The sequence below is a fragment of the Lawsonibacter sp. OA9 genome, from assembly GCF_022440585.1.
In genome coordinates this window covers 804,934-824,482 of the sequence record NZ_JAKNTI010000022.1, presented here as the reverse complement: position 1 = coordinate 824,482, position 19,549 = coordinate 804,934, and the positions used below count along the sequence as shown (strand labels likewise).

General features: G+C 58.6%; 22 protein-coding genes and 1 riboswitch. Of the genes, 13 read left to right on the top strand and 9 right to left on the bottom strand.

Annotation, left to right across the window (positions count from 1 at the left end; all coding sequences use genetic code 11):
* Positions 1-3: 3 nt before the first annotated feature.
* From rpsG to MCG44_RS05035, 3 genes are all read right to left on the bottom strand, one after another.
* A complete protein-coding gene (gene rpsG / locus MCG44_RS05045) occupies positions 4-474 on the bottom strand; it encodes a 30S ribosomal protein S7 (protein ID WP_147570661.1) in 471 nt (156 codons plus the stop codon).
* Positions 475-645: 171 nt separating this feature from the next.
* A complete protein-coding gene (gene rpsL, locus MCG44_RS05040; protein ID WP_147570662.1) occupies positions 646-1,068 on the bottom strand; it encodes a 30S ribosomal protein S12 in 423 nt (140 codons plus the stop codon).
* Between the two features lie 86 nt (positions 1,069-1,154).
* Entirely contained in the window at positions 1,155-1,394 is a 240-nt protein-coding gene (locus tag MCG44_RS05035) for a L7Ae/L30e/S12e/Gadd45 family ribosomal protein (protein ID WP_147570663.1), read from the bottom strand.
* Between the two features lie 359 nt (positions 1,395-1,753).
* On the opposite strand from MCG44_RS05035, the gene MCG44_RS05030 reads away from it, so the two are divergent.
* Positions 1,754-1,939 (top strand): ferredoxin, encoded by a 186-nt coding sequence (locus tag MCG44_RS05030; protein ID WP_147570664.1) that lies wholly within the window; start codon positions 1,754-1,756, stop codon positions 1,937-1,939.
* A gap of 40 nt (positions 1,940-1,979) precedes the next feature.
* On the opposite strand, the gene MCG44_RS05025 is transcribed toward MCG44_RS05030, so the two are convergent.
* From MCG44_RS05025 to MCG44_RS05010, 4 genes are all read right to left on the bottom strand, one after another.
* Complete coding sequence (locus tag MCG44_RS05025; protein WP_240287117.1) at positions 1,980-2,708, bottom strand: NAD-dependent protein deacylase; 729 nt, start codon at positions 2,706-2,708, stop codon at positions 1,980-1,982.
* 25 nt (positions 2,709-2,733) lie between these two features.
* Positions 2,734-3,249 (bottom strand): hypothetical protein, encoded by a 516-nt coding sequence (locus MCG44_RS05020; protein WP_186852706.1) that lies wholly within the window; start codon positions 3,247-3,249, stop codon positions 2,734-2,736.
* A 2-nt stretch (positions 3,250-3,251) separates the two neighbouring features.
* Positions 3,252-3,641 carry a DUF4430 domain-containing protein gene (locus MCG44_RS05015; RefSeq protein ID WP_186852707.1) on the bottom strand — a complete coding sequence of 130 codons (390 nt, stop codon included), beginning with the start codon at positions 3,639-3,641 and terminating at the stop codon, positions 3,252-3,254.
* A 36-nt stretch (positions 3,642-3,677) separates the two neighbouring features.
* A riboswitch (cobalamin riboswitch) is annotated at positions 3,678-3,857 on the bottom strand.
* A 138-nt stretch (positions 3,858-3,995) separates the two neighbouring features.
* Positions 3,996-4,349, bottom strand: coding sequence for a cupin domain-containing protein (locus MCG44_RS05010; RefSeq protein ID WP_240287115.1), 354 nt, complete (start codon positions 4,347-4,349; stop codon positions 3,996-3,998).
* A gap of 144 nt (positions 4,350-4,493) precedes the next feature.
* Between MCG44_RS05010 and MCG44_RS05005 the strand changes: the two genes are divergently transcribed.
* From MCG44_RS05005 to MCG44_RS04990, 4 genes are read left to right on the top strand one after another with little or no spacing between them, the layout of a single operon-like run.
* Complete coding sequence (locus tag MCG44_RS05005; RefSeq protein WP_240287113.1) at positions 4,494-4,823, top strand: winged helix-turn-helix transcriptional regulator; 330 nt, start codon at positions 4,494-4,496, stop codon at positions 4,821-4,823.
* Positions 4,824-4,862: 39 nt separating this feature from the next.
* Positions 4,863-7,013 (top strand): Tex family protein, encoded by a 2,151-nt coding sequence (locus tag MCG44_RS05000; protein WP_240287112.1) that lies wholly within the window; start codon positions 4,863-4,865, stop codon positions 7,011-7,013.
* Between the two features lie 10 nt (positions 7,014-7,023).
* Positions 7,024-7,338 carry a DUF4491 family protein gene (locus MCG44_RS04995; RefSeq protein WP_147570671.1) on the top strand — a complete coding sequence of 105 codons (315 nt, stop codon included), beginning with the start codon at positions 7,024-7,026 and terminating at the stop codon, positions 7,336-7,338.
* A gap of 27 nt (positions 7,339-7,365) precedes the next feature.
* Positions 7,366-8,310 (top strand): dipeptidase, encoded by a 945-nt coding sequence (locus MCG44_RS04990; RefSeq protein ID WP_240287111.1) that lies wholly within the window; start codon positions 7,366-7,368, stop codon positions 8,308-8,310.
* 59 nt (positions 8,311-8,369) lie between these two features.
* Here MCG44_RS04990 and MCG44_RS04985 read toward each other — a convergent pair whose 3' ends face one another.
* Together MCG44_RS04985 and MCG44_RS04980 are read right to left on the bottom strand one after the other, a co-directional pair.
* The gene (locus tag MCG44_RS04985) at positions 8,370-8,912 is read right to left on the bottom strand and encodes a stage V sporulation T C-terminal domain-containing protein (protein ID WP_186852711.1); all 543 of its coding nucleotides are present in this window, start codon (positions 8,910-8,912) and stop codon (positions 8,370-8,372) included.
* 112 nt (positions 8,913-9,024) lie between these two features.
* On the bottom strand, positions 9,025-9,504 hold the full coding sequence (locus tag MCG44_RS04980) for a hypothetical protein (protein WP_240287110.1): 480 nt from the start codon (positions 9,502-9,504) through the stop codon (positions 9,025-9,027).
* A gap of 202 nt (positions 9,505-9,706) precedes the next feature.
* Between MCG44_RS04980 and MCG44_RS04975 the strand changes: the two genes are divergently transcribed.
* The 8 genes from MCG44_RS04975 to MCG44_RS04940 all read left to right on the top strand — a co-directional run bounded on the left by MCG44_RS04975 (position 9,707) and on the right by MCG44_RS04940 (position 18,861).
* Complete coding sequence (locus tag MCG44_RS04975; RefSeq protein WP_147570689.1) at positions 9,707-11,692, top strand: DNA gyrase/topoisomerase IV subunit B; 1,986 nt, start codon at positions 9,707-9,709, stop codon at positions 11,690-11,692.
* A 312-nt stretch (positions 11,693-12,004) separates the two neighbouring features.
* A complete protein-coding gene (sdaAB, locus tag MCG44_RS04970; protein ID WP_147570690.1) occupies positions 12,005-12,679 on the top strand; it encodes an L-serine ammonia-lyase, iron-sulfur-dependent subunit beta in 675 nt (224 codons plus the stop codon).
* The gene (gene sdaAA / locus MCG44_RS04965) at positions 12,679-13,554 is read left to right on the top strand and encodes an L-serine ammonia-lyase, iron-sulfur-dependent, subunit alpha (protein ID WP_412531151.1); all 876 of its coding nucleotides are present in this window, start codon (positions 12,679-12,681) and stop codon (positions 13,552-13,554) included. The genes sdaAB and sdaAA overlap by 1 nt, the downstream gene beginning before the upstream one ends.
* Positions 13,551-13,979 carry a hypothetical protein gene (locus MCG44_RS04960; protein ID WP_240287108.1) on the top strand — a complete coding sequence of 143 codons (429 nt, stop codon included), beginning with the start codon at positions 13,551-13,553 and terminating at the stop codon, positions 13,977-13,979. The genes sdaAA and MCG44_RS04960 overlap by 4 nt, the downstream gene beginning before the upstream one ends.
* 11 nt (positions 13,980-13,990) lie before the next feature.
* Positions 13,991-16,234 carry a DNA gyrase subunit A gene (locus MCG44_RS04955; RefSeq protein ID WP_147570692.1) on the top strand — a complete coding sequence of 748 codons (2,244 nt, stop codon included), beginning with the start codon at positions 13,991-13,993 and terminating at the stop codon, positions 16,232-16,234.
* 33 nt (positions 16,235-16,267) lie between these two features.
* Positions 16,268-17,140, top strand: a complete 873-nt coding sequence (locus MCG44_RS04950; protein WP_186852716.1) for a YitT family protein — start codon at positions 16,268-16,270, stop codon at positions 17,138-17,140.
* Positions 17,141-17,160: 20 nt separating this feature from the next.
* Complete coding sequence (locus MCG44_RS04945; protein WP_147570694.1) at positions 17,161-17,751, top strand: lactate utilization protein; 591 nt, start codon at positions 17,161-17,163, stop codon at positions 17,749-17,751.
* A gap of 30 nt (positions 17,752-17,781) precedes the next feature.
* Positions 17,782-18,861, top strand: a complete 1,080-nt coding sequence (locus MCG44_RS04940; protein WP_186852717.1) for a hypothetical protein — start codon at positions 17,782-17,784, stop codon at positions 18,859-18,861.
* Positions 18,862-19,549: the final 688 nt, after the last annotated feature.

Here is a 19,549-nt window from a genome sequence, read left to right as displayed (position 1 = left end):
AGATTACCAGCGATAGTGAGCGAAAGCCTTGTTGGACTCGGCCATCTTGTGGGTGTCCTCACGCTTCTTCACGGCGCCGCCGGTGTTGTTGGCAGCGTCCATAATCTCGCCGGCCAGCCGCTCCTTCATGGTCTTCTCGCCGCGGTTGCGGGCATAGGCGGTCAGCCACCGCAGACCCAGGGTCTGACGACGCTCAGGCCGGACCTCGATGGGCACCTGGTAGGTAGCGCCGCCTACACGGCGGGCCTTGACCTCCAGGGAGGGCATGATGTTCTCGAGAGCCTGGGTGTAGACCTCCATGGGGTCCTTCTCGGTCTTCTCCTTGATGATGTCAAAGGCGCCGTAGACCACCTTCTGAGCCACGCCCTTCTTGCCATCCAGCATGATGCTGTTGGTGAGCTTGGTAACCAGGACGGAGTTGTAAAGCGGATCAGGCAGAACCTCCCGCTTGGGTACATTTCCTCTTCTGGGCACTTTGCTTCCCTCCTTCTTATAAAATTAGAAATCATAGGTACTCGAACCGTTTCGCAAACGATCCGTGTAATGCCTGTCCGAGGTCTGCCTAACAATATATAGGTAAACGCTCGGCAAGGCGGGGTTGCCTTGCGCAAACGCACAATGCAATTTCAGTGTGAAGTAACCCTCTTACTTCTTGCCGGCCTTGGGACGCTTGGCGCCGTACTTGGAACGGGCCTGCATACGGCCGTTGACGCCCTGGGTATCCAGAGTGCCGCGGATGATGTGGTAACGCACACCGGGAAGGTCCTTGACACGGCCGCCGCGGATCATGACCACGGAGTGCTCCTGCAGGTTGTGGCCAACACCGGGGATATAGGCGGTGACCTCGTAGCCGTTGGTCAGACGCACACGGGCGATCTTACGCAGAGCGGAGTTCGGCTTCTTAGGAGTAGAAGTACGGACCGCGGTGCACACACCTCTCTTCTGGGGAGAAGGCAGATCAGTGCTCTTGTTCTTCAGGGTGTTCAGACCGTGCTGCAGGGCGGGAGAGGTGGACTTGTAAGTCACCTGCTGGCGTCCCTTGCGTACCAGTTGGTTAAAAGTAGGCATGGTTTTCCTCCTTTCTGAAAATCTGCCCCTGAGGGGGCGTAATATATTTTAACAGAATAAGGAAATCTTATTCCATTAAAATCAAATCACAGCAGGACAGCCACTGCACTGCCCACTGCAATGGAGCAGGCGGCGCCCAGCTCTTTCATGGTGGAGACCTCCTCCACCGGGACTTCCTTTTCTTTGGCCAGCCTCGCCAGCGGCTCGGTGACCCGGGGGTCTGCGTCGGCGGCCAGGAACAGCTTTTTAGCCCGCCCGTCGTTGAGGGCGCGCTTGACCTGCTTGGCCCCTGCCACCTTATCGGCGCTGTTCAGTTCACTCAGCATTCCGGTGCCCTCCTCCCTCCTGTTTCAGAAGCAGTCATCGGGTAAAAGGGCGCAATAGCCCCTACCACCGCAAGTTGAGATTATAGCATTTTCTCTCCCTCCCGTCAAGGAAAATCCGCCGTGAAATCCACAAATTTTCTCTCCCCGTCCCTGTTTTTTCGGCAAATGGCAAAATTTTTTCCCTTGGAGGCCACGCCCTCCGTAAAGATATTGCGTCTATGCAGGCAGAGGGATCTGTTCACAGGGGCCAAATACGCTGCTAAGATGATGGATTCTTTGAATCGATCTTCAGGCAAATCAAGAATAAAACACGGGGATAGCGCCATACTATGGAAACTCTATGATAAGGAGGAGCCTGTATGACCGCCCATGTAAATGAAAACTGTATCGGCTGCGGCCTGTGCACCGGTATCTGCCCCACCGCCTTTCTTATGACGGACGAGGGGGTGGCCGCCGCCCGGGACGAGATCCTGCCAGAGTGGGAAGGCCAGGTCCAGGAGGCCGCCGAGAGCTGCCCCACCAGCGCCATTGAGATATCACATTGAACACAGAGGGGGCGGGCCCAAGGCCCGCCCCCTCTGTGCTCTATCCTTCTGCCTGTATCTGTTCCAATATCCTTCCAATGGGTCCGGCGATGGCCAGGTCCGCCCGCCTGTCGTATGGCGTGGGGCTCTTGTTAATGAGGACCAGCCGGTCTCCCCGGTAGTAGTTCACCAGACTGGCCGCCGGGTAGACCGCCAGCGAAGTGCCCCCTATGATGAGCAGGTCCGCCTGCTGGATATCGGCCAGAGCTCCCTCCAGCACCCGGCTGTCCAGCGACTCCTCATAGAGGACCACATCAGGCTTCACCGTCCCCCCACAGGAACAGGTGGGTACCCCCTGGCTGTCACGGATAAATTCCACGGGATAGGGCTTTTTACAGCGCATACAGAAATTCCGGTGGACCGAGCCATGCAGCTCCCACACCCGCTTTGACCCGGCCATCTGGTGCAGCCCGTCAATGTTCTGGGTGACCACTGAGCGGAGCTTACCCACTCGCTCCAGCTGGGCCAGCTTCTGGTGGGCCGTATTGGGCCGGGCATCCAGGCAGAGCATTTTGTCCCGGTAGAAGCGGTAAAACTCCTCCGGCCTTCGGTCAAAGAAGGTGCGGCTCAAGATCTCCTCCGGGGGATAATCATACTTCTGGTTATATAGGCCGTCTACGCTTCGGAAGTCAGGAATGCCGCTCTCGGTGGACACTCCAGCCCCGCCGAAAAAGACAATGGACTCGCTCCCGTCGATCCACTCCTGAAGCCTTTTGATCTGTTCCTCCATGGTCGTTCTCCTTCTTCGGCATGATTCAGCGGAACACTTTGTCCCGCAACTTACACAGGACCTGATACAGCGGGTCGGCCAACACCAGGGCCAGGACAAAATTTCCCCCACAGTGGAGCAGGTCCGCCGGGATACCGGATATCCACCAGGACAGGGCCGCCCAGGGGCCGCCGGTGACCCAATAGGGGACCGACATCAGCGCCCCGAAGGCCAGTCCAAAGGTGCCGCTTGCCATTGCGAGTAACAGCGGGCGGCCCGGAGGTAGCTTGGTACAGATCAGGCCCCACAGGGGCCAGACATAGAGATAGCCTAACCACCACATAGGGTTGAAGCCGTACAGCAGTCCCTCTACCACCACAAAGGGAAGGATGATCGAGAGGACTTGCCTTCCAAAAACAAGAGCGTACACCAGGATGAGCAGGGAGACCGGCTCGATGTTGGGCAGAGGGGACAGGACCATCTTCAACACTGTCAGCGTGGAGGCCATCAGTCCACAGAGCACCACTTTTTTCGCCCCGTTGAGGGGTCTCCTCTCTCCCATGGTCAATAGGTAGACAAAGTCAGCTCAAAGTGGTCGCCGTCCTGGACCGGGGTGGTGTCCACTCCGGTGTTCACCATCTCGCCGTCCTGGGTGACGCGCCACCACTGGTTCTCACTCTCCTGGGCGGTCTCCCCGTCTACTGTAGTAATATATAAGCCGAACTGGCTGCTCTCGCCCTTCACAAGCTTTTCCTCGACCAGCACCTGACCCAGATACTCGGCGTCAGTGTGGTAAGTAAACTCCTTAGCGCTCTCGTCCCCGTGGACCACCTCCACCACCACAGTCTTGTCGCCCACCTGGGTCTGGGGCCTGGTGAAGTACCAGAGACCGGCCATGAGGGCGGCGACGATCATCAGCGCTGCGGCCGCCAGCAGGGTTTTCCTGTTTCTCATAATATTTTCCTTCCGCCCTTGCCGTCACTCGCGGCGCGGGCAAGCAAGCTCCCAGGCAGGTCTTCTGACTCAAGGCTCTCCACCCGCTCCCCCGCCTTCCCGGCAGATGCCGGCGGCACATCGGGGGTGGGCTCCCCTCTCACAGCGGCGTGACCGTGGACATACATCTCTTCCCTATTCTCCCGGAAACCGGGCACCTGAGGCGGGAATATTATAGCACAGCGTCTTAGAAAAGGAAAGCAGGACTTGTGGCGTGCCGAGTTGTTGCGCCATACTGGATGCCCACAGGCGCATCACTTCCCGTCAAGGGGGCGGTCAGGGCAGTCCCTGTGCCACCTTGACCGCTTCTTTGATTCAGTGCACGACGGCGTCCTCCGCTGTGAAACCGCCCAGGGAGCCCTCCTTGACTTGAATGCAGACATAGGTGACGCCGGAATCCTCCGCCGCGGAGAACTGTCGTTTGGCAGCCGGGGCGACCCGCAGCCAGTCCCCAGCGGCGAGGGAGACGTTCTCTCCGTCGATGACCGCCCTGCCCGCTCCCGCCAGGATACCGTAGATCTCCTCGTTTCGCCTGTGGGAATGTACAAAGGGCACCCCCGCCCCAGCGGGGAGCCGGTTGACGCTGACCTCCGCGCCGGTCAGGCCCAGCTTATCATGTAGTTCGGCGCGGTCCTCAGTCCCAATGTTGATTTTCGTGTAGTTTGTCATGGTTTTGACCTCCAAATCTTGTTCGCAAGTCGCCTTGCGTGCCTTTAGTGTACAGCCACCGCATACTCGGCTACAAGTACGCACCTTTTTATAACTGTACACGCGAAAAACGATGTGCTATACTGTGTCCGGAGGTGTATCGCCATGAAAACGAAGGAGGAACTTCCGGCCTGTCCAGTGGCCACCGCGGTGTCCTTAATCGGCGGGAAGTGGAAGCTGCTGATCCTGCGAGATTTGAAGGCGCGCCCGTGGCGCTTCAACGAGCTGCAGCGGGATCTGGACGGGATCTCCCAGAAGGTGCTGACCGACAGCCTGCGTCAGATGATCGATGACGGCCTCGCCTATCGCCGTGACTATCAGACCATGCCCCCGCGGGTGGAGTATGGCCTAACCGAGCTGGGAAAAGAGATGCTGCCCATCATCGACGCCCTGGCCGATTTTGGGACCTATTACAAATCGACGCTCCAGCCATAACGCCCCGCCACCCCCAAATTTTTCACCAAGGAGAATGCTATGGACGCTATCATTCAGGCCCTAGCCCGTGAGCTGGGCCGCAGCGAAGCACACATAAAAAATGTGGTCAACCTTATCGACGAGGGGGCCACCATCCCCTTTATCGCCCGGTATCGAAAGGAGCTCCACGGCTCCATGGACGACCAGCTGCTCCGCCAATTAGCGGACCGGCTCCAGTATTTGCGCAATCTGGAAGCCAGAAAGTCGGAGGTAAAGGCATCTATCGAGAACCAGGGCAAGCTCACCGAAGACCTGGCGGCCGCCATTGACGGGACTATAACTCTGGCCGAGGTGGAGGACCTTTACCGCCCCTATAAGCAGAAGCGGCGCACCCGGGCCACCGCAGCCAGAGAACGGGGGCTGGAGCCCCTGGCTCTGCTGCTGTTTGGCAAAGGGCCTGCCGTGACACCGGAGGAGGCGGCGGCGGATTTTGTCGATCCGGAGAAAGGCGTGGAAACTTTGGAGGACGCCCTTCAGGGGGCAAGCGACATCATCGCCGAGCTTATCTCGGACGATGCGGAGATCCGCAAGGAGCTCCGGGACCTGTATCTCCGACGGGGCGTGCTGGTCTCACGGGCGGCGGACAAGGAGCCGGAGGACAGTGTGTACCGGCTTTATTATGACTTTAAGTGTCCCGTAGGGCGCCTCCAAGGCTATCAGGTGCTGGCCGTCAACCGTGGAGAGCGGGAGGGTATTTTGAAGGTATCGGTGGAACTGGACCCGGAGACCGCCCATGTCGCTGTCCGCCGCCTCACTGTCCCTGGGGCCGCCGCTATGGAGTTCGTCCGCAACGCGGCGGACGACGCCTACGACCGACTCATCCAGCCCTCTATGGAGCGGGAGATCCGCAGTACCCTCTCTGACCAGGCCAACGAGGGAGCCATCCATATGTTTGCCCTAAATTTGAAGCCATTACTCATGCAGCCCCCAGTCAAGGGCAAGGTCACCATGGGGCTGGATCCTGGCTACCGGATGGGCTGCAAGGTGGCGGTGGTGGACGGCACCGGAAAAGTGCTGGACACGGCGGTGGTCTATCCCACCCACGGGGAGCGGCAGAAGCAGGAGTGCATCGCCAAGCTGGCCGCTCTCATCAAGAGATATGGGGTGGAGCATATCGCCATCGGAAACGGTACCGCCAGCCGTGAAACCGAGCAGATGACGGTAGAGCTCATCAAAAAGATAGGCGGTGGAGTGTCCTACATGATTGTCAGCGAGGCGGGGGCCTCCGTCTACTCGGCCAGCAAACTGGCCGCCGAGGAGTTTCCCCAGTTCGATGTAAACCTGCGCAGCGCCGTATCCATTGCCCGGCGGCTCCAGGACCCCCTGGCCGAGCTGGTGAAGATCGACCCCAAGGCCATCGGCGTAGGCCAGTACCAGCACGACATGCCCCAGGCCAGGCTGGGTGAAACGTTGGACGGTGTGGTGGAGGACTGTGTCAACGCGGTGGGAGTGGACGCCAATACCGCCTCCCCCTCCCTGCTCCAGCGGGTGTCCGGCCTGACCGCCGCCACCGCCAAGAATCTAGTGGCCTACCGGGAAGAAAATGGCCCCTTTACCGCCCGGAAGCAGCTTTTGAAGGTGCCAAAGCTGGGCCCCAAGGCCTTTGAGCAGTGCGCCGGCTTTCTCCGGGTGCCGGAGAGCGGCAGCGTGCTGGACAACACCGGCGTCCATCCGGAGAGCTATGGAGCCGCGGAAAAGCTGCTGGCGAAGTGCGGCTATACGCTGGACGACGTGAAGGCAGGGGAACTGTCGGAATTGAAGGCCAGGGCGGAGGCCATCGGGCTTGCCCAACTGGCAGAGAGATGCGGAGCAGGACTTCCTACCCTGTCCGACATCATCAAAGAGCTGATGAAGCCGGGCCGGGACCCACGGGACGAGCTGCCGCCCCCCATCCTCCGCACTGATGTTATGGAGGCCAAAGACCTAAAGCCGGGCATGGAGCTTCAGGGCACCGTGCGCAACGTTATTGATTTCGGCGTCTTTGTGGATATCGGTGTACATCAGGATGGCCTGGTCCACATCTCTAAGCTGCCCCGGCGAGTGAAGCACCCCTCCGAACTGCTCACCGTAGGGGATATCGTCACCGTTTGGGTCCTGGAGGTAGACGAGAAGAAAAAGCGGATCAGCCTAACCATGAAAAAGCCGGGGTGAATCGATCGATATGAATCTGGAAGGTATCATCACCGCTGTATTGTGCTTTGCCTGTATCGGCCTGTTCCACCCTATTGTCATTCGTGCCGAGTACCACTGGTCCGCCCGATGTTGGCCCTTCTTTCTGTTGGCCGGACTGGTTTTTCTTGGGTGCAGTCTGCTGGTAGACAACTCCATAGGCGCCTCTGCCCTGGGGGTGCTGGGTTGCAGCTGTCTTTGGAGCATCTTGGAGCTGAAGCAGCAGGAAAAACGGGTGGCTAAGGGCTGGTTCCCCTCCAACCCCAAGCGGGTCTCTAAGCAGAATAACTCCAGGTCCCACGCATAGAATGAAAAAAACAAAAGGAGGTTCCCCATGCCCGCTTCTGCCGTGTTCGACCTTCACTGTGACACTCTCACCGCGTTTATGGACCCCACCCGCTGCCGGGACACGCTGGACGACCCCCTCTCCTCCTTTGCCCTGTCCAAGATTCCCCAGGGGGTAAGCTGGTGCCAGTGCTGCGCCATCTTTATCCCCGACGGTCTGACCCCAAAGGAGGCCGAGGGCTACTACGCCTTCCATCAGCGCAGTTTTATCCGCCAGATGGGCTGCCTGTCCTCCCAGGTCCTTCCCTGCCGCACCGCCGACGATATCTGCCGGGCCTGGGACTGTGGAAAGGCGGCGGTTATCCTCACTGTGGAGAATGGAGCAGCCCTGGGTGGACGGCTGGAGCGCATAGAGCGGCTGGCCCGGGACGGAGTGCGGATGATGACCCTCACCTGGAACGGAGAAAACGAGCTGGGCTCCGGCCATGAGACGGACCGGGGCCTGTCCTCCTTTGGGAAGGCCGCCGTTCAGGAGTTGGAGCGGCAGGGCATTCTGGTGGATGTTTCCCATCTGAACGACCAGGGCTTTGAAGACCTGCTGGATATTTCGGAAAAGCCCTTTGTGGCCAGCCACTCCAACGCCCGGTCGGTGTGCGGTCACCGGCGCAACCTCACTGACTGGCAGATTAGGGAGATGGCCGCCCGCGGGTGTCTGATCGGGCTGAACTACTACTCTCCCTTCCTTCGCTCTGACGGCTGCCCCGCCGGCCTGGAAGATCTGTACCGCCATGTGGCCCACTTTCTGGACCTTGGCGCGGACAACTGTCTGGCTCTAGGCTCTGACTTCGACGGAGCCGACCTGCCCCCCTGTCTGGACAGCCCCATTAAGGAGGCGGGACTGTGGGACTATCTGACCGGACGGCGCATCCCCCCCACTCTGGTCCAGAAGATCATGTACCAAAACGCTCTGAATTTCTTCCGGGCCGGGTTGTAACCCCTCTTTTTCTATCGGACAGGCGCAAAAAACCGGGAGCTTCTCGCTCCCGGTTTTCCTTATCCCTCCATATGGCGGCCAAGGAAGCCGGCGATGGATTGGGCCAGCTTGTATTCCACCTCGCCGCCCTCCAGCTCCTCCGGCCGGCCGACAAAGACTACGCTGCCCAGCACGTCCCCCTCTGAAAGAATGGGGGCCACGGTGTCCAGGCAGAATTTATCTTCTCCGGTACACAGGGGCAGCGGCGCCTCTCCCCCCTTGTGCTGGTAGATCTGCCGCCCCTCCATGAGCCGTTCCAGTTCAGAGGATACCTGCTTTTCCATCAGCTCGCGCTTGGGTGCCCCGGCTACCGCGATACAGCTGTCCCGGTCGGTGATGACTGTCACCCGGCCCGTGGTCCGGTTCAAGGTCTCACACAGCTGGCCAGCAAAGTCCACCAGCCCGCCCATCAGGGAGTATTTTTTGAAGATCACTCCGCCATCCTTATCTGTGTAGATCTCCAGCGGGTCGCCTTCGCGGATCCTCATGGTGCGGCGGATCTCCTTGGGTATGACAACGCGGCCCAGGTCGTCGATCCGGCGCACGATTCCAGTCGCTTTCATCTATGATTTTGCCTCCTGCGGTTCAATTTACTGTGACAGGCATAGTATCTGCTGGAACAGGTCAGATATGCAGAATTTTGGCTGGGTTTGTTTGGCAAAAGAAAAAATTGCGTCAGAGCCACTCGCCCCGATCCTCTCCCTCTAGTTCTTCCGGAGGCACGCCCAGCAGCAGCAGCGCGCCGGCCACCGCCAGGTCGGACATGGCTCTCCCGTCTGGTCCCAGAGGCAGCGGAAACTCCTGCCGCTCCACCACCTGGCCGCCCAGGGTCACCAGTTCCCGCTGGAGGGCAGCCCACAGCCTGTCCCCCTCCCGGCTGGAAATGGTCAGGCTGTCCCGGGGCGAGCTTCCATAGCTCACCGCGCTCGCCGCCCGAAGCCCCTCCAGCATCCTTCCCGCGTCCCCTGGCAGCAGGATGGTCCGACAGGCGCCTGGGAGCTCGGCGCCTTCGGCCGCCGCCTGGGGTGATACCACCAGCAGGGCCGGGTGCTCCAGCGCCGCATACCGCTCTGTCATACCGCCTCTCCGAGAGAGTGCTCGCAAGATACGTCCTTCGATGCCCTCTCCCGACTCGATGACCTGAAAACACTCCATACCCATCCCCCTTTCTCACAGTCTTTGGCGTTCTTATGTCCTTTATGCACCCGGAGCACAGGATGACCTCCCCTTTCCTTGACTTTCCACCGCAATTTTTGGTAATATTATATATAGTTTATGATTGCGTCCTTTTCTATAAAAATGAAATCCCAGACGCCGGCACAACCGGCGGGCTTTGAAATGTGAGGAACAGAATACTATGGCCCAGAAAAATAACAGTTACGGCAACCAATCCATTTCCTCCCTGAAGGGGGCCGACCGGGTGCGTAAACGCCCCAGTGTTATCTTTGGCTCCGATGGGCTGGAGGGCTGCGAGCACGCCGTTTTTGAGATCATGTCCAACGCCATCGACGAGGCCCGGGAGGGCCACGGCGACCTTATCACGGTCACCCGGTTTGAGGATGGCTCGATCCAGGTGGAGGACCAGGGCCGGGGCTGCCCGGTGGACTGGAACGAGACAGAGCAGAAGTTCAACTGGGAGCTGGTCTTCTGCGAGCTGTATGCCGGCGGCAAATACAACAACCTTGATGGGGACAACTACGAATATTCCCTGGGCCTCAATGGCCTGGGCGCCTGCGCCACTCAGTACGCCAGCGAATATTTTGACGCTGTCATCTGGCGGGACGGCTTCAAATACACCCTCCACTTTGAAAAGGGGGAAAATATTGGCGGGCTGAAAAAGGAGCCCACTGACCGGGGCCGGAAGACCGGCTCCACCTTCCGCTGGAAGCCCGACCTGGAGGTGTTCACCGACATCAATGTTCCCGTGGACTACTATCTGGACACCATGAAGCGTCAGGCGGTGGTCAACGCCGGCGTCACCTTCCGCTTCAAAAACCAGGTGGGCGGCAGGTTCGAGACTACCGACTTCCGATATGACAACGGAATCCAGGATTATGTGTCAGAGCTGGTGGGGGAGGATGCACTGACCCAGCCTGTGTTCTGGCAGACGGAGCGAAAAGGCCGGGACCGGGCCGACAAGCCGGAGTACAAGGTGAAGCTTTCCGTGTCCTTCTGTTTTTCCAATCGGGTCCAGGTCATCGAGCATTACCACAACTCCTCCTGGCTGGAGTACGGCGGCTCCCCGGACAAGGCGGTGCGCTCCGCCTTTGTCTCCGCTATCGACGGCTGGCTGAAGGGGCAGAACAAATATACCAAGAGTGAGAGCAAGATCACCTTTAACGACATCCAGGACGCCCTGGTACTGGTCTCCAATGACTTCTCTACCCAGACCAGCTACGAAAACCAGACCAAGAAAGCTATCAACAACAAATTTGTCCAGGAGGCCATGACCGACTTTCTCCGGTCCCAGCTGGAGGTCTACTTCATTGAAAACCCTCAGGAGGCCCAGAAGATCGGTGAACAGGTGCTTATCAACAAGCGGGCCCGAGAGAACGCGGAAAAGACCCGGCTGAACATCAAAAAGAAGCTGACCGGCACCATGGACCTGGCCAACCGAGTACAGAAATTCGTGGACTGCCGCACCAAGGACATCTCCAAGCGGGAGCTGTATATCGTGGAGGGCGACTCCGCCATGGGCAGCGTCAAGATGAGCCGGGACGCCGAGTATCAGGGGATCATGCCGGTCCGGGGCAAGATCCTCAACTGCCTGAAAGCCGACTATGGCAAGATCTTCAAAAGTGAGATTATCACCGACCTGCTGAAGGTGCTGGGCTGCGGCGTGGAGGTAAAGGACAGGCACGCCAAGGACATGGCGGCCTTTGACCTGTCTGCCCTGCGATGGAACAAGGTCGTCATCTGTACCGATGCCGATGTGGATGGCTTCCAGATCAGGACCCTGATCCTTACCATGCTGTACCGCCTCACCCCCACCCTCATCCAGGAGGGGTATGTGTACATCGCCGAATCTCCCCTGTACGAGATCACATGTAAGGAAAAAACCTGGTTTGCCTATTCTGACAAGGAGAAAAATGACATTGTGGCCTCTTTGGAGGGGAAAAAGTGCGAAGTCCAGCGTTCCAAGGGCCTTGGCGAGAACGAGCCTGACATGATGTGGCTGACCACCATGAACCCAGAGACCAGGCGGCTTATCAAGGTCATGCCCGAAGATGTGGAGCGCACCGCCTATATCTTTGATCTGCTGTTGGGCGACGACCTGGCGGGCCGGAAAAGTCACATTGCGGACAATGGGCATAAATATTTGGAGCTGGCGGATATCTCCTAAGCCTTTCTGGATATGCGGAGGCGGGCGCAGTATCAGAAAATGAGGCAATCCCATTGAGTGCTGCCATCATTTGTATCTGGCTGCTCCTATTGGGCATCCTATTATCCAAAGCTGACACCGCTGTTCAAGCACCCTGCTATTTTGAACAATGGCGGCATATATCTGGCGAAGAACGGCGGATGACACTCCAGAAAACCGCCGCCGTCTTTCTAAACGGCTTGGGTATTTTATTCCGGCTCTTTCCGAAACATCTACCCCGCTTCTTATTCTGTTCTGTCTTTCCCACGCCACCTCATAGCGGAGGAATCATCTATGAACCTGTTTGACATCCTGGGGCCTGTCATGGTGGGCCCCTCCAGCTCCCACACCGCCGGAGCGGTACGCATCGGGCGGATGGCACGGTCACTGTTAGGTCAGGAGCCCGTGAGGGCCGAGCTGTTTCTCCACGGCTCCTTCGCCTCTACCGGCGAGGGGCACGGCACCCACCAGGCCCTCATCGCCGGCCTGCTGGGGCTGTCCCCGGACGACGACCGAGTGCCGGGCAGCTTTGCCCTGGCGGAGGAGCGGGGCCTGTCCTTCACCTTCTCCACCCGGGACCTCCGGGACGTCCACCCCAACAGCGTCCTGATCCGTCTGGAGGGGGACCAAGGGGGACAACTGGAAGTAGGTGCCTCCTCCCCCGGCGGCGGCCGCATCCTGGTGTTCCAGGTGGACGGGCTGGACACCTCCTTTACCGGGGCCCTGCCTACCCTGGTGGTCCACAACTCCGACCAGCCCGGCTGCGTCAGCCAAGTCACCGGAGCGCTGGCACAGCGGGGCATCAACGTGGCCACCCTTCAGCTCAACCGGGGTGGGCGGGGTGGTAGCGCAGTCATGGTCATCGAATGCGACCAGCCCATTCCTAAGGAGGCTGCCCAGGCGGTCCGCGCGCTGCCCGGTATCCTGCGGGTCACCCGATATACGCCTGAGTCGGAGGAACGTCAATGATTGAGTTTACTTCTATCCAACAGATGCTGGAGGAGACCAGTTCTTCCGGTCTCCCTCTCTGGGACGCAATCCGTCAGGCAGACTGTCAGCGTCAGGGCATCTCCCCACAACAGTCCTGGGACAAAATGGCCGTCATGCTTCAGGCCATGGAGGACGCGGACAGAAGCTATCAGGAAACGGACCGCTCCCACAGCGGACTGTCCGGCGGCGACGGGGGCAAAATGGCCCGCTATATTCGGGCAGGCAAACCCCTCTGCGGCCCCTTCCTGTCTGATGTGATGGCCGGAGCCCTGCGTATGGGGGAGTGCAACGCCTGTATGAAGCGCATCGTGGCCGCCCCCACCGCCGGGGCATGCGGGGTACTTCCCGCTGTCCTGCTCCCCTATGCCAGACAGTTTCAAGCGGGAGCGGACAGGCTGGTAGAGTCTCTGTATGTGGCCTCCGGCTTTGGCATGGTCATCGCCGCCCGAGCCTCCATCTCCGGGGCGGAGGGCGGCTGTCAGGCAGAAATCGGTTCCGCGGCCGCCATGGCCGCCCCCGCCCTGGTCCACCTTCAGGGCGGGACCCCGGAGCAGATGGCAAACGCCTGCGCCATGGCGGTGAAGAACCTGCTGGGACTAGTATGTGATCCGGTGGGCGGGCTGGTGGAGGTCCCTTGTGTTAAGCGCAACGTCATCGGGGCTATGGACGCCCTGTCTGCCGCCCAGATGGCCCTGGCGGGTATTGAGAGCCGGGTGCCTCCCGACCAAGTGCTGGACGCTATGCGTGAGGTGGGCCAGTCCCTCCCACACACCCTGCGGGAAACAGGCAAAGGCGGTCTAGCCGCCACCCCCTTTGGCTTGAGATACACGCCAAAGGAGGTAGATAAACGATGAACCGTTCGTCCCACTCCCTGGTCGTCGCTCTGGCCGCCGGGCTCTTTCCCTTTCTCGTTTTCTGGGACGGGTTTCCCATGCTGCCTGTCCTGGACGGCTGTATCACAGCTGCTTCCGCTCTGCTTGGTCACCACTGCCTAGTTTCACAGCGCCTCCCCGCCACCCAGGCTGCCCAAGCTGTGCCCGAGGATATACGGCGGCGCTGGTGCCGGGTACTTGGCATCCTGTTTCTGACCAACGCTGCCCTGGCCCCCCTGGGGTTTCTTCTGTGGAACATCCTTCGGTTTGATCAGGATCTTATTCTATTGGCTCAAATTTTGAGCTTTTTTCTCCTCTGTCTGGCCAGCCTGATCCCAGTGCGGCAGGCGGCCGGGAAGCGTTCCAACTCCCAATCACAATATCCTCTTGACAAGAGTGTAAGATAGGACTGATACCAATGGCGAAAAAGAAAGTCCCCGATGAGGGGGCAAAAAAAGTAAATAATCCCAACGTCATGGGTCTGCGGGCCGAGGTGTTGGAACAGCCCATCACTCAGACTTTGGAAGTCAACTATATGCCCTACGCCATGTCTGTCATCGTATCCCGTGCCATCCCGGAGATCGACGGCTTCAAGCCCTCCCACCGGAAGCTGCTGTACACCATGTACCAGATGCATCTGCTGGGCGGCGCCCGGACCAAGAGCGCCAACGTGGTGGGGCAGACGATGAAGCTGAATCCCCACGGGGATGCGGCCATCTATGACACCATGGTCCGCCTATCCAGGGGCTATGGAGCCCTGCTCCACCCCCTGGTGGACAGCAAGGGCAACTTCGGCAAGGTCTACTCCCGGGATATGGCCTGGGCCGCCAGCCGGTATACCGAGGTGCGGCTGGACCCCATCTGCGCCGAGCTGTTTCGAGACATCGACCAGGACACCGTGGACTTTGTAGACAACTACGACGGCAAGCTGAAGGAGCCCACCTTACTACCCACTACCTTCCCCAACGTGCTGGTTTCCGCCAACCAGGGCATCGCCGTGGGTATGGCCTCCAACCTGTGCGGCTTCAATCTGGGCGAGGTGTGCGACACCACCATCGCCTTTTTGAAAAACCCGGACCACGATATCATGTCCACCCTGAAAGCCCCTGACCTGCCTACGGGGGGTGAGCTGCTCTATGACGAGGCGGCTCTGGGTGAGATCTACCGCACTGGCCGGGGCTCCTTTAAGGTGAGGTCCAAATGGCGCTATAACAAGGCGGAGAACCTGATCGAAATTTACGAAATTCCCTACTCCACCACCTCAGAGGCCATCATGGACAAGGTCACCGAGCTGGTCAAGGCCGGTAAGGTGAAGGAGATCGCCGATATGCGGGACGAAACCGACCTGTCCGGACTAAAGCTGACTATCGATTTAAAGCGGGGAGCTGATCCGGACAAGCTGATGGCCAAGCTTTTCCGCTTCACCCCCCTGCTGGACAGCCAGTCCTGCAACTTCAATATCCTCATCGCCGGGATGCCACGGGTCATGGGGGTGCGGGAGATCCTGGAGGAGTGGACCGCCTGGCGCATGGACTCGGTCCGCCGGCGGGTATACTACGCCATGAACAAGAAAAAGGAGAAGCTGCACCTGTTGAAGGGTCTGCGGCGTATCCTTTTGGATATCGACCGGGCTATTCAGATCATCCGGGACACTGAGGAGGACGCCGAGGTCGTCCCAAACCTGATGATCGGCTTTGGCATCGACCAGGTACAGGCGGAGTATGTGGCCGATATCCGTCTGCGTAACATCAACAAGGAGTACATCCTCAAACGCACCCAGGAGGTGGACACACTCTCTGACGAGATCGCCGACCTGGAGGACACTGTCAACTCCCCCAAGCGGATCCAGACTCTCATCATTGGGGAGCTGGAGGAGGTAAAGAAAAAGTACGCCGTCCCTCGGCGGACCGACATCGTCTTTGACCATGAGGCAGATGAGGTGATGGCGGTGGAGGAGGAGATCCCTGACTACCCCGTCCACCTGTTCTTCTCTCAGGAGGGCTATCTGAAGAAGATCACTCCCCAGTCCCTGCGGATGTCCAGCGAGCAGAAATACAAGGAAGGGGACGGCCCATATCTCCAATGGGAGGCCTCCAACCGGGACGAGCTGCTGGTCTTTACCGACCGGCAGCAGTGCTACAAGACCCGCCTGTCCGACTTTGATGACACCAAGGCCAGCGTGTTAGGGGACTATCTTCCCACCAAGCTGGGGATGGACCCGGAGGAGCGGGCAGTCTGGGCCTGTATTCCAGGGGACTACTCCGGCCAGCTACTGTTCTTCTTCGACAACGGCAAGGCCGCGCGGGTGGAGCTGTCCGCCTATCAAACTCAGACCCGCCGCAAGAAGCTCACAGGCGCCTATTCCGACAAGGCCCCCCTGGTGGCTGCCTTCCTGCTCATCGAGGACTTTGAGGCGGCGGTGATCTCCACCGAGGGGCGGTGTGTGGTCTTCCACACCGCCAGCCTAAACCCCAAGACCACCAGGAGCACCCAGGGCGTCAATGTCATGACGTTGAAGCCCAAATACCGGGTGGAGAAAGTGCTGCCGCTGGATCGCACTGCCATCGTCAATGCCGCCCGGTATCGTGCCCGCTCCCTGCCTGTCTCCGGCGCCTTGCTCAAGGAGGAGGACCGGGGCGAGGAGCAGTTGACGCTGCTGTGATCCAGCTCATCTGAATCCAAACGAGGTATCTGAATGGGTAAAAAAGGACTTGGTTCCGCGATAAAAAGCTGTTTCTGGATCGTCGCTGCCTCCGCCATTTTCTCTTTTGGCTTCAACTGGTGCTATGTCCCCAACCAGATCAGTCTAGGCGGCATCACTGGTCTCGGCCAGATCATCAACGCTGCCGTCCCAGCTATCCCAATCGGTATTGCGGTCATAGCGCTGAACATCCCCCTGTTTCTTCTGAGCTGGAAGTACCTGGGCGGCCGTCTGTTGCTGTCCTCTCTCTTCGCCATGGCCGCCACCTCTCTGGGCGTGGATATTGTGGCTGCTATCCACTCATTCCAGCCCATGGACCCTATGTTGGCCAGTGTCTTCGGCGGTGTCCTAATAGGCCTGTCCCTAGGCATCATTCTGCTCCAGGGGGCCACCACTGGAGGCACGGACCTGATTGCCCGGCTCTTGAAGCTGCCCTTCGGTCACCTGCCCATGGGTCGGCTGCTGATGGCGGTGGACCTGGCAGTCATCGCGGCGGTGGCGCTGGCCTTCCGCAGCCTGAACAGCGCCCTGTATGGCATCATCTCCCTCTACCTGTCTACCGTAGTAATCGACAAGGTACTCTATGGCATGGACAGCGCCAAGGTCGCCTATATCATTACTGAAAAGTCCAGCCCCGTATTGGACGGTCTCGTCCACCAGCTGGAGCGCGGGGTGACCGTCCTCCATGGTCAGGGCGCCTGGAGCGGCGAGGAGAAGCAGGTACTCATGTGCGCCTTCAAGCAGCGGCAGATCGTGGCCATCAAACAGACGGTAAAGGAGCTGGACCCCGAAGCCTTCCTGATCGTCTGTGATGCCCATGAGGTCCTGGGCCACGGCTTCCGGCTCTATCATCCAAATGAAATATAGAAAAAGGAAGGAATACTGCGATGACAGATTTAAAAAAGCTGACCGCGAATTTGGAAAAAAAGGGCTACATCGTCCGGTACTTTGATACCCCGCAAGAGGCGGCCGACTATCTGGACAGCAGGATCAACGGCAAAACAGTGGCCTTTGGCGGCTCCATGACATTGAAAAGCATGGAGCTATATCCCAAGCTGTCCTCTCATAACCAAGTTGTCTGGCACTGGGAGGGGGGCGACCTGACGGACGCCATGTCCACCCAGGTGTACCTCACCTCTGTCAACGCGGTGGCAGAAACCGGGGAGCTCATCAACATTGACGGAAACGGGAACCGGGTAGCCTCTACCGCCTTTGGACACCAGGAGGTCTACTTTGTGGCAGGGACCAATAAAATCGCCCCTGATTTGGACTCCGCTCTGTGGCGGGCTAGGAATGTAGCGGCCCCCAAGAGGGCACAGAGTATGGGCAGAAGGACCCCATGCGCGGTGAAGGCCGACCGCTGCTATGATTGCCAGAGCCCGGATCGAATCTGCCGGGTCCTCACTGTCCTGTGGGCGCCGCCCCTAAACCATCCCCATATGGAGGTCATACTGATCGGCCAGGAGCTCGGTATGTAAAACCGGCCGCCAAAGAAAGGCTGTGTACTGATGAAGCAACGATCTCTGGCCTGTCTGGCCATCTCTGCCGCCCTGCTGTTGTCCGGGTGCTCCTCCATGCTGGACCGGGAGTATCTGGACATCACGACCCACAACGCGGCTCCTACCACAGAAGGGGATACCTCCATTCTACGGGCGGACAGCTATCAGGAGCTGGTCAATGTGCTCATCTACATGGTCAGCACCGGGGCGGAGAACGGCACCATCCGTCTGTATATCGACTCTGAGGATGTGGCCAAAGACCTGGAGGATGCCTGCCGTGAGGTGGTTCAGGAGGACCCCTTGGGCGCCTATGCCGTGGAGTACATCAAACACAGCGTGGACTCTATCGTCACCTACTCCGAGGCCCAGGTCCAGATTATCTATCGCCGTACCAAAGAACAGGTGGCCTCCATCGTTTCGGCCACCGGGGCTGCCGCCATCCGTGGCGAACTGGAGGAGAGTCTGGCGTCCTTCGCTCCAGAATCTGTGCTTCGCCTTAGCTATTTTGACGGGGATGAGGCCTACATTTTGGATCTGGTCCGGGAAGCCTATTTTGCTACGCCGGCTACCGCCCTGGATCTCCCTGAGGCCACGGTGGCCTTCTATCCAGACAGCGGCAGTCAGCGCGTGGTGGAGATCAGCCTGCACTACCACCTGGACGAGCAGGAGCTGGTTCACCGCAGGGAAGTTCTAGACCAGACCGTTCAAAAAATGACGGCGATTCTCCAATCTCAGTTCTTCACTACGGAGGAATTACTCCCTGCAGCCGCCCAGGCCATCCATGCCGCCGGCGGATATAATCCAGAGGGTGGGTCCACCGCCTACCATGCCCTGCTGGAGAGGGGGGCCGACGACCAGGGGCTCGCCCTGGCGGCAGCTATGGTCTATAACCGGCTGGATATTTCCTGTCAGGTGATTGAGGGCTCGTTGGACGGCGCCCCCCATTTTTGGAATGTCATTCAACTCCCGGAGAGCCAGTACCACCTGGACCTGTCCCAATATGGCGAGCACGGCTTCTCCCTGTTGTCCAGCGCGGAGATGGAGCAAAGGGGATATCTCTGGGACCCAGAGGATATTCTGCCGCGCTGAGGGTCCCCCATTAACGATTGCAAAATCAAATATAGTAATATAGTAAATTTGATAATCTCATAAATACAGTATTTAGGGACTGTTCATCAAGTAAAAAGCAACTATTTTACCACGAATTTACGATGATTGAATGAGACTTGACATACCAGGGAAAGAGCAGGGGAGATACATCAAGAATGTGTACCTTCCTTTTCTCATGTTACCATTCTGCTTCGCCTTATGTACAAATCTTTGGCATGTGCTCATGGCATTCCATCATATTAATACATTTTCGGCTCACTACTATTTTGTCACCAGGAATATACTGGGACATTCCTTGATTTTTTCTCCATTCACTATCTTTGAAGCCAAAGTGTTCATTTATTTTTCGTTTCGTCTTCCCTGCCTGGACCATCGCTTCTATTGCAGGTAACATTCCTGCATATGTGTATAATTCCGTTTTCTTATAGCAATACCCCCTGATGTAGTCTATTTTCCTACATCAGGGGCCTTTTTTTACTGTTCGTTTTACTGGGCATCTACACTATGCCAGATGTGTCTATTAAAAGGTTAATTAGCTGGTCTATCCATGCTGTTTTCCTGTCCGGTGACAGAACAGTACTTCTTTCATCCCAGATTTAACTGCGGGTAGGACTCGTATCCGGCATCAGAAGCCCACCGGAACGCAACATACTGGCCCCTGTTGCGG

Bases quoted from the DNA above. Each gene is read 5' to 3' on its own strand.
- rpsL (WP_147570662.1), bottom strand. From the start codon at position 1,068: ATGCCTACTTTTAACCAACTGGTACGCAAGGGACGCCAGCAGGTGACT.
- MCG44_RS05035 (WP_147570663.1), bottom strand. From the start codon at position 1,394: ATGCTGAGTGAACTGAACAGCGCCGATAAGGTGGCAGGGGCCAAGCAG.
- MCG44_RS05030 (WP_147570664.1), top strand. From the start codon at position 1,754: ATGACCGCCCATGTAAATGAAAACTGTATCGGCTGCGGCCTGTGCACC.
- MCG44_RS05025 (WP_240287117.1), bottom strand. From the start codon at position 2,708: ATGGAGGAACAGATCAAAAGGCTTCAGGAGTGGATCGACGGGAGCGAG.
- MCG44_RS05020 (WP_186852706.1), bottom strand. From the start codon at position 3,249: ATGGGAGAGAGGAGACCCCTCAACGGGGCGAAAAAAGTGGTGCTCTGT.
- MCG44_RS05015 (WP_186852707.1), bottom strand. From the start codon at position 3,641: ATGAGAAACAGGAAAACCCTGCTGGCGGCCGCAGCGCTGATGATCGTC.
- MCG44_RS05010 (WP_240287115.1), bottom strand. From the start codon at position 4,349: ATGACAAACTACACGAAAATCAACATTGGGACTGAGGACCGCGCCGAA.
- MCG44_RS05005 (WP_240287113.1), top strand. From the start codon at position 4,494: ATGAAAACGAAGGAGGAACTTCCGGCCTGTCCAGTGGCCACCGCGGTG.
- MCG44_RS05000 (WP_240287112.1), top strand. From the start codon at position 4,863: ATGGACGCTATCATTCAGGCCCTAGCCCGTGAGCTGGGCCGCAGCGAA.
- MCG44_RS04995 (WP_147570671.1), top strand. From the start codon at position 7,024: ATGAATCTGGAAGGTATCATCACCGCTGTATTGTGCTTTGCCTGTATC.
- MCG44_RS04990 (WP_240287111.1), top strand. From the start codon at position 7,366: ATGCCCGCTTCTGCCGTGTTCGACCTTCACTGTGACACTCTCACCGCG.
- MCG44_RS04985 (WP_186852711.1), bottom strand. From the start codon at position 8,912: ATGAAAGCGACTGGAATCGTGCGCCGGATCGACGACCTGGGCCGCGTT.
- MCG44_RS04980 (WP_240287110.1), bottom strand. From the start codon at position 9,504: ATGGAGTGTTTTCAGGTCATCGAGTCGGGAGAGGGCATCGAAGGACGT.
- MCG44_RS04975 (WP_147570689.1), top strand. From the start codon at position 9,707: ATGGCCCAGAAAAATAACAGTTACGGCAACCAATCCATTTCCTCCCTG.
- sdaAB (WP_147570690.1), top strand. From the start codon at position 12,005: ATGAACCTGTTTGACATCCTGGGGCCTGTCATGGTGGGCCCCTCCAGC.
- MCG44_RS04960 (WP_240287108.1), top strand. From the start codon at position 13,551: ATGAACCGTTCGTCCCACTCCCTGGTCGTCGCTCTGGCCGCCGGGCTC.
- MCG44_RS04955 (WP_147570692.1), top strand. From the start codon at position 13,991: ATGGCGAAAAAGAAAGTCCCCGATGAGGGGGCAAAAAAAGTAAATAAT.
- MCG44_RS04950 (WP_186852716.1), top strand. From the start codon at position 16,268: ATGGGTAAAAAAGGACTTGGTTCCGCGATAAAAAGCTGTTTCTGGATC.
- MCG44_RS04945 (WP_147570694.1), top strand. From the start codon at position 17,161: ATGACAGATTTAAAAAAGCTGACCGCGAATTTGGAAAAAAAGGGCTAC.
- MCG44_RS04940 (WP_186852717.1), top strand. From the start codon at position 17,782: ATGAAGCAACGATCTCTGGCCTGTCTGGCCATCTCTGCCGCCCTGCTG.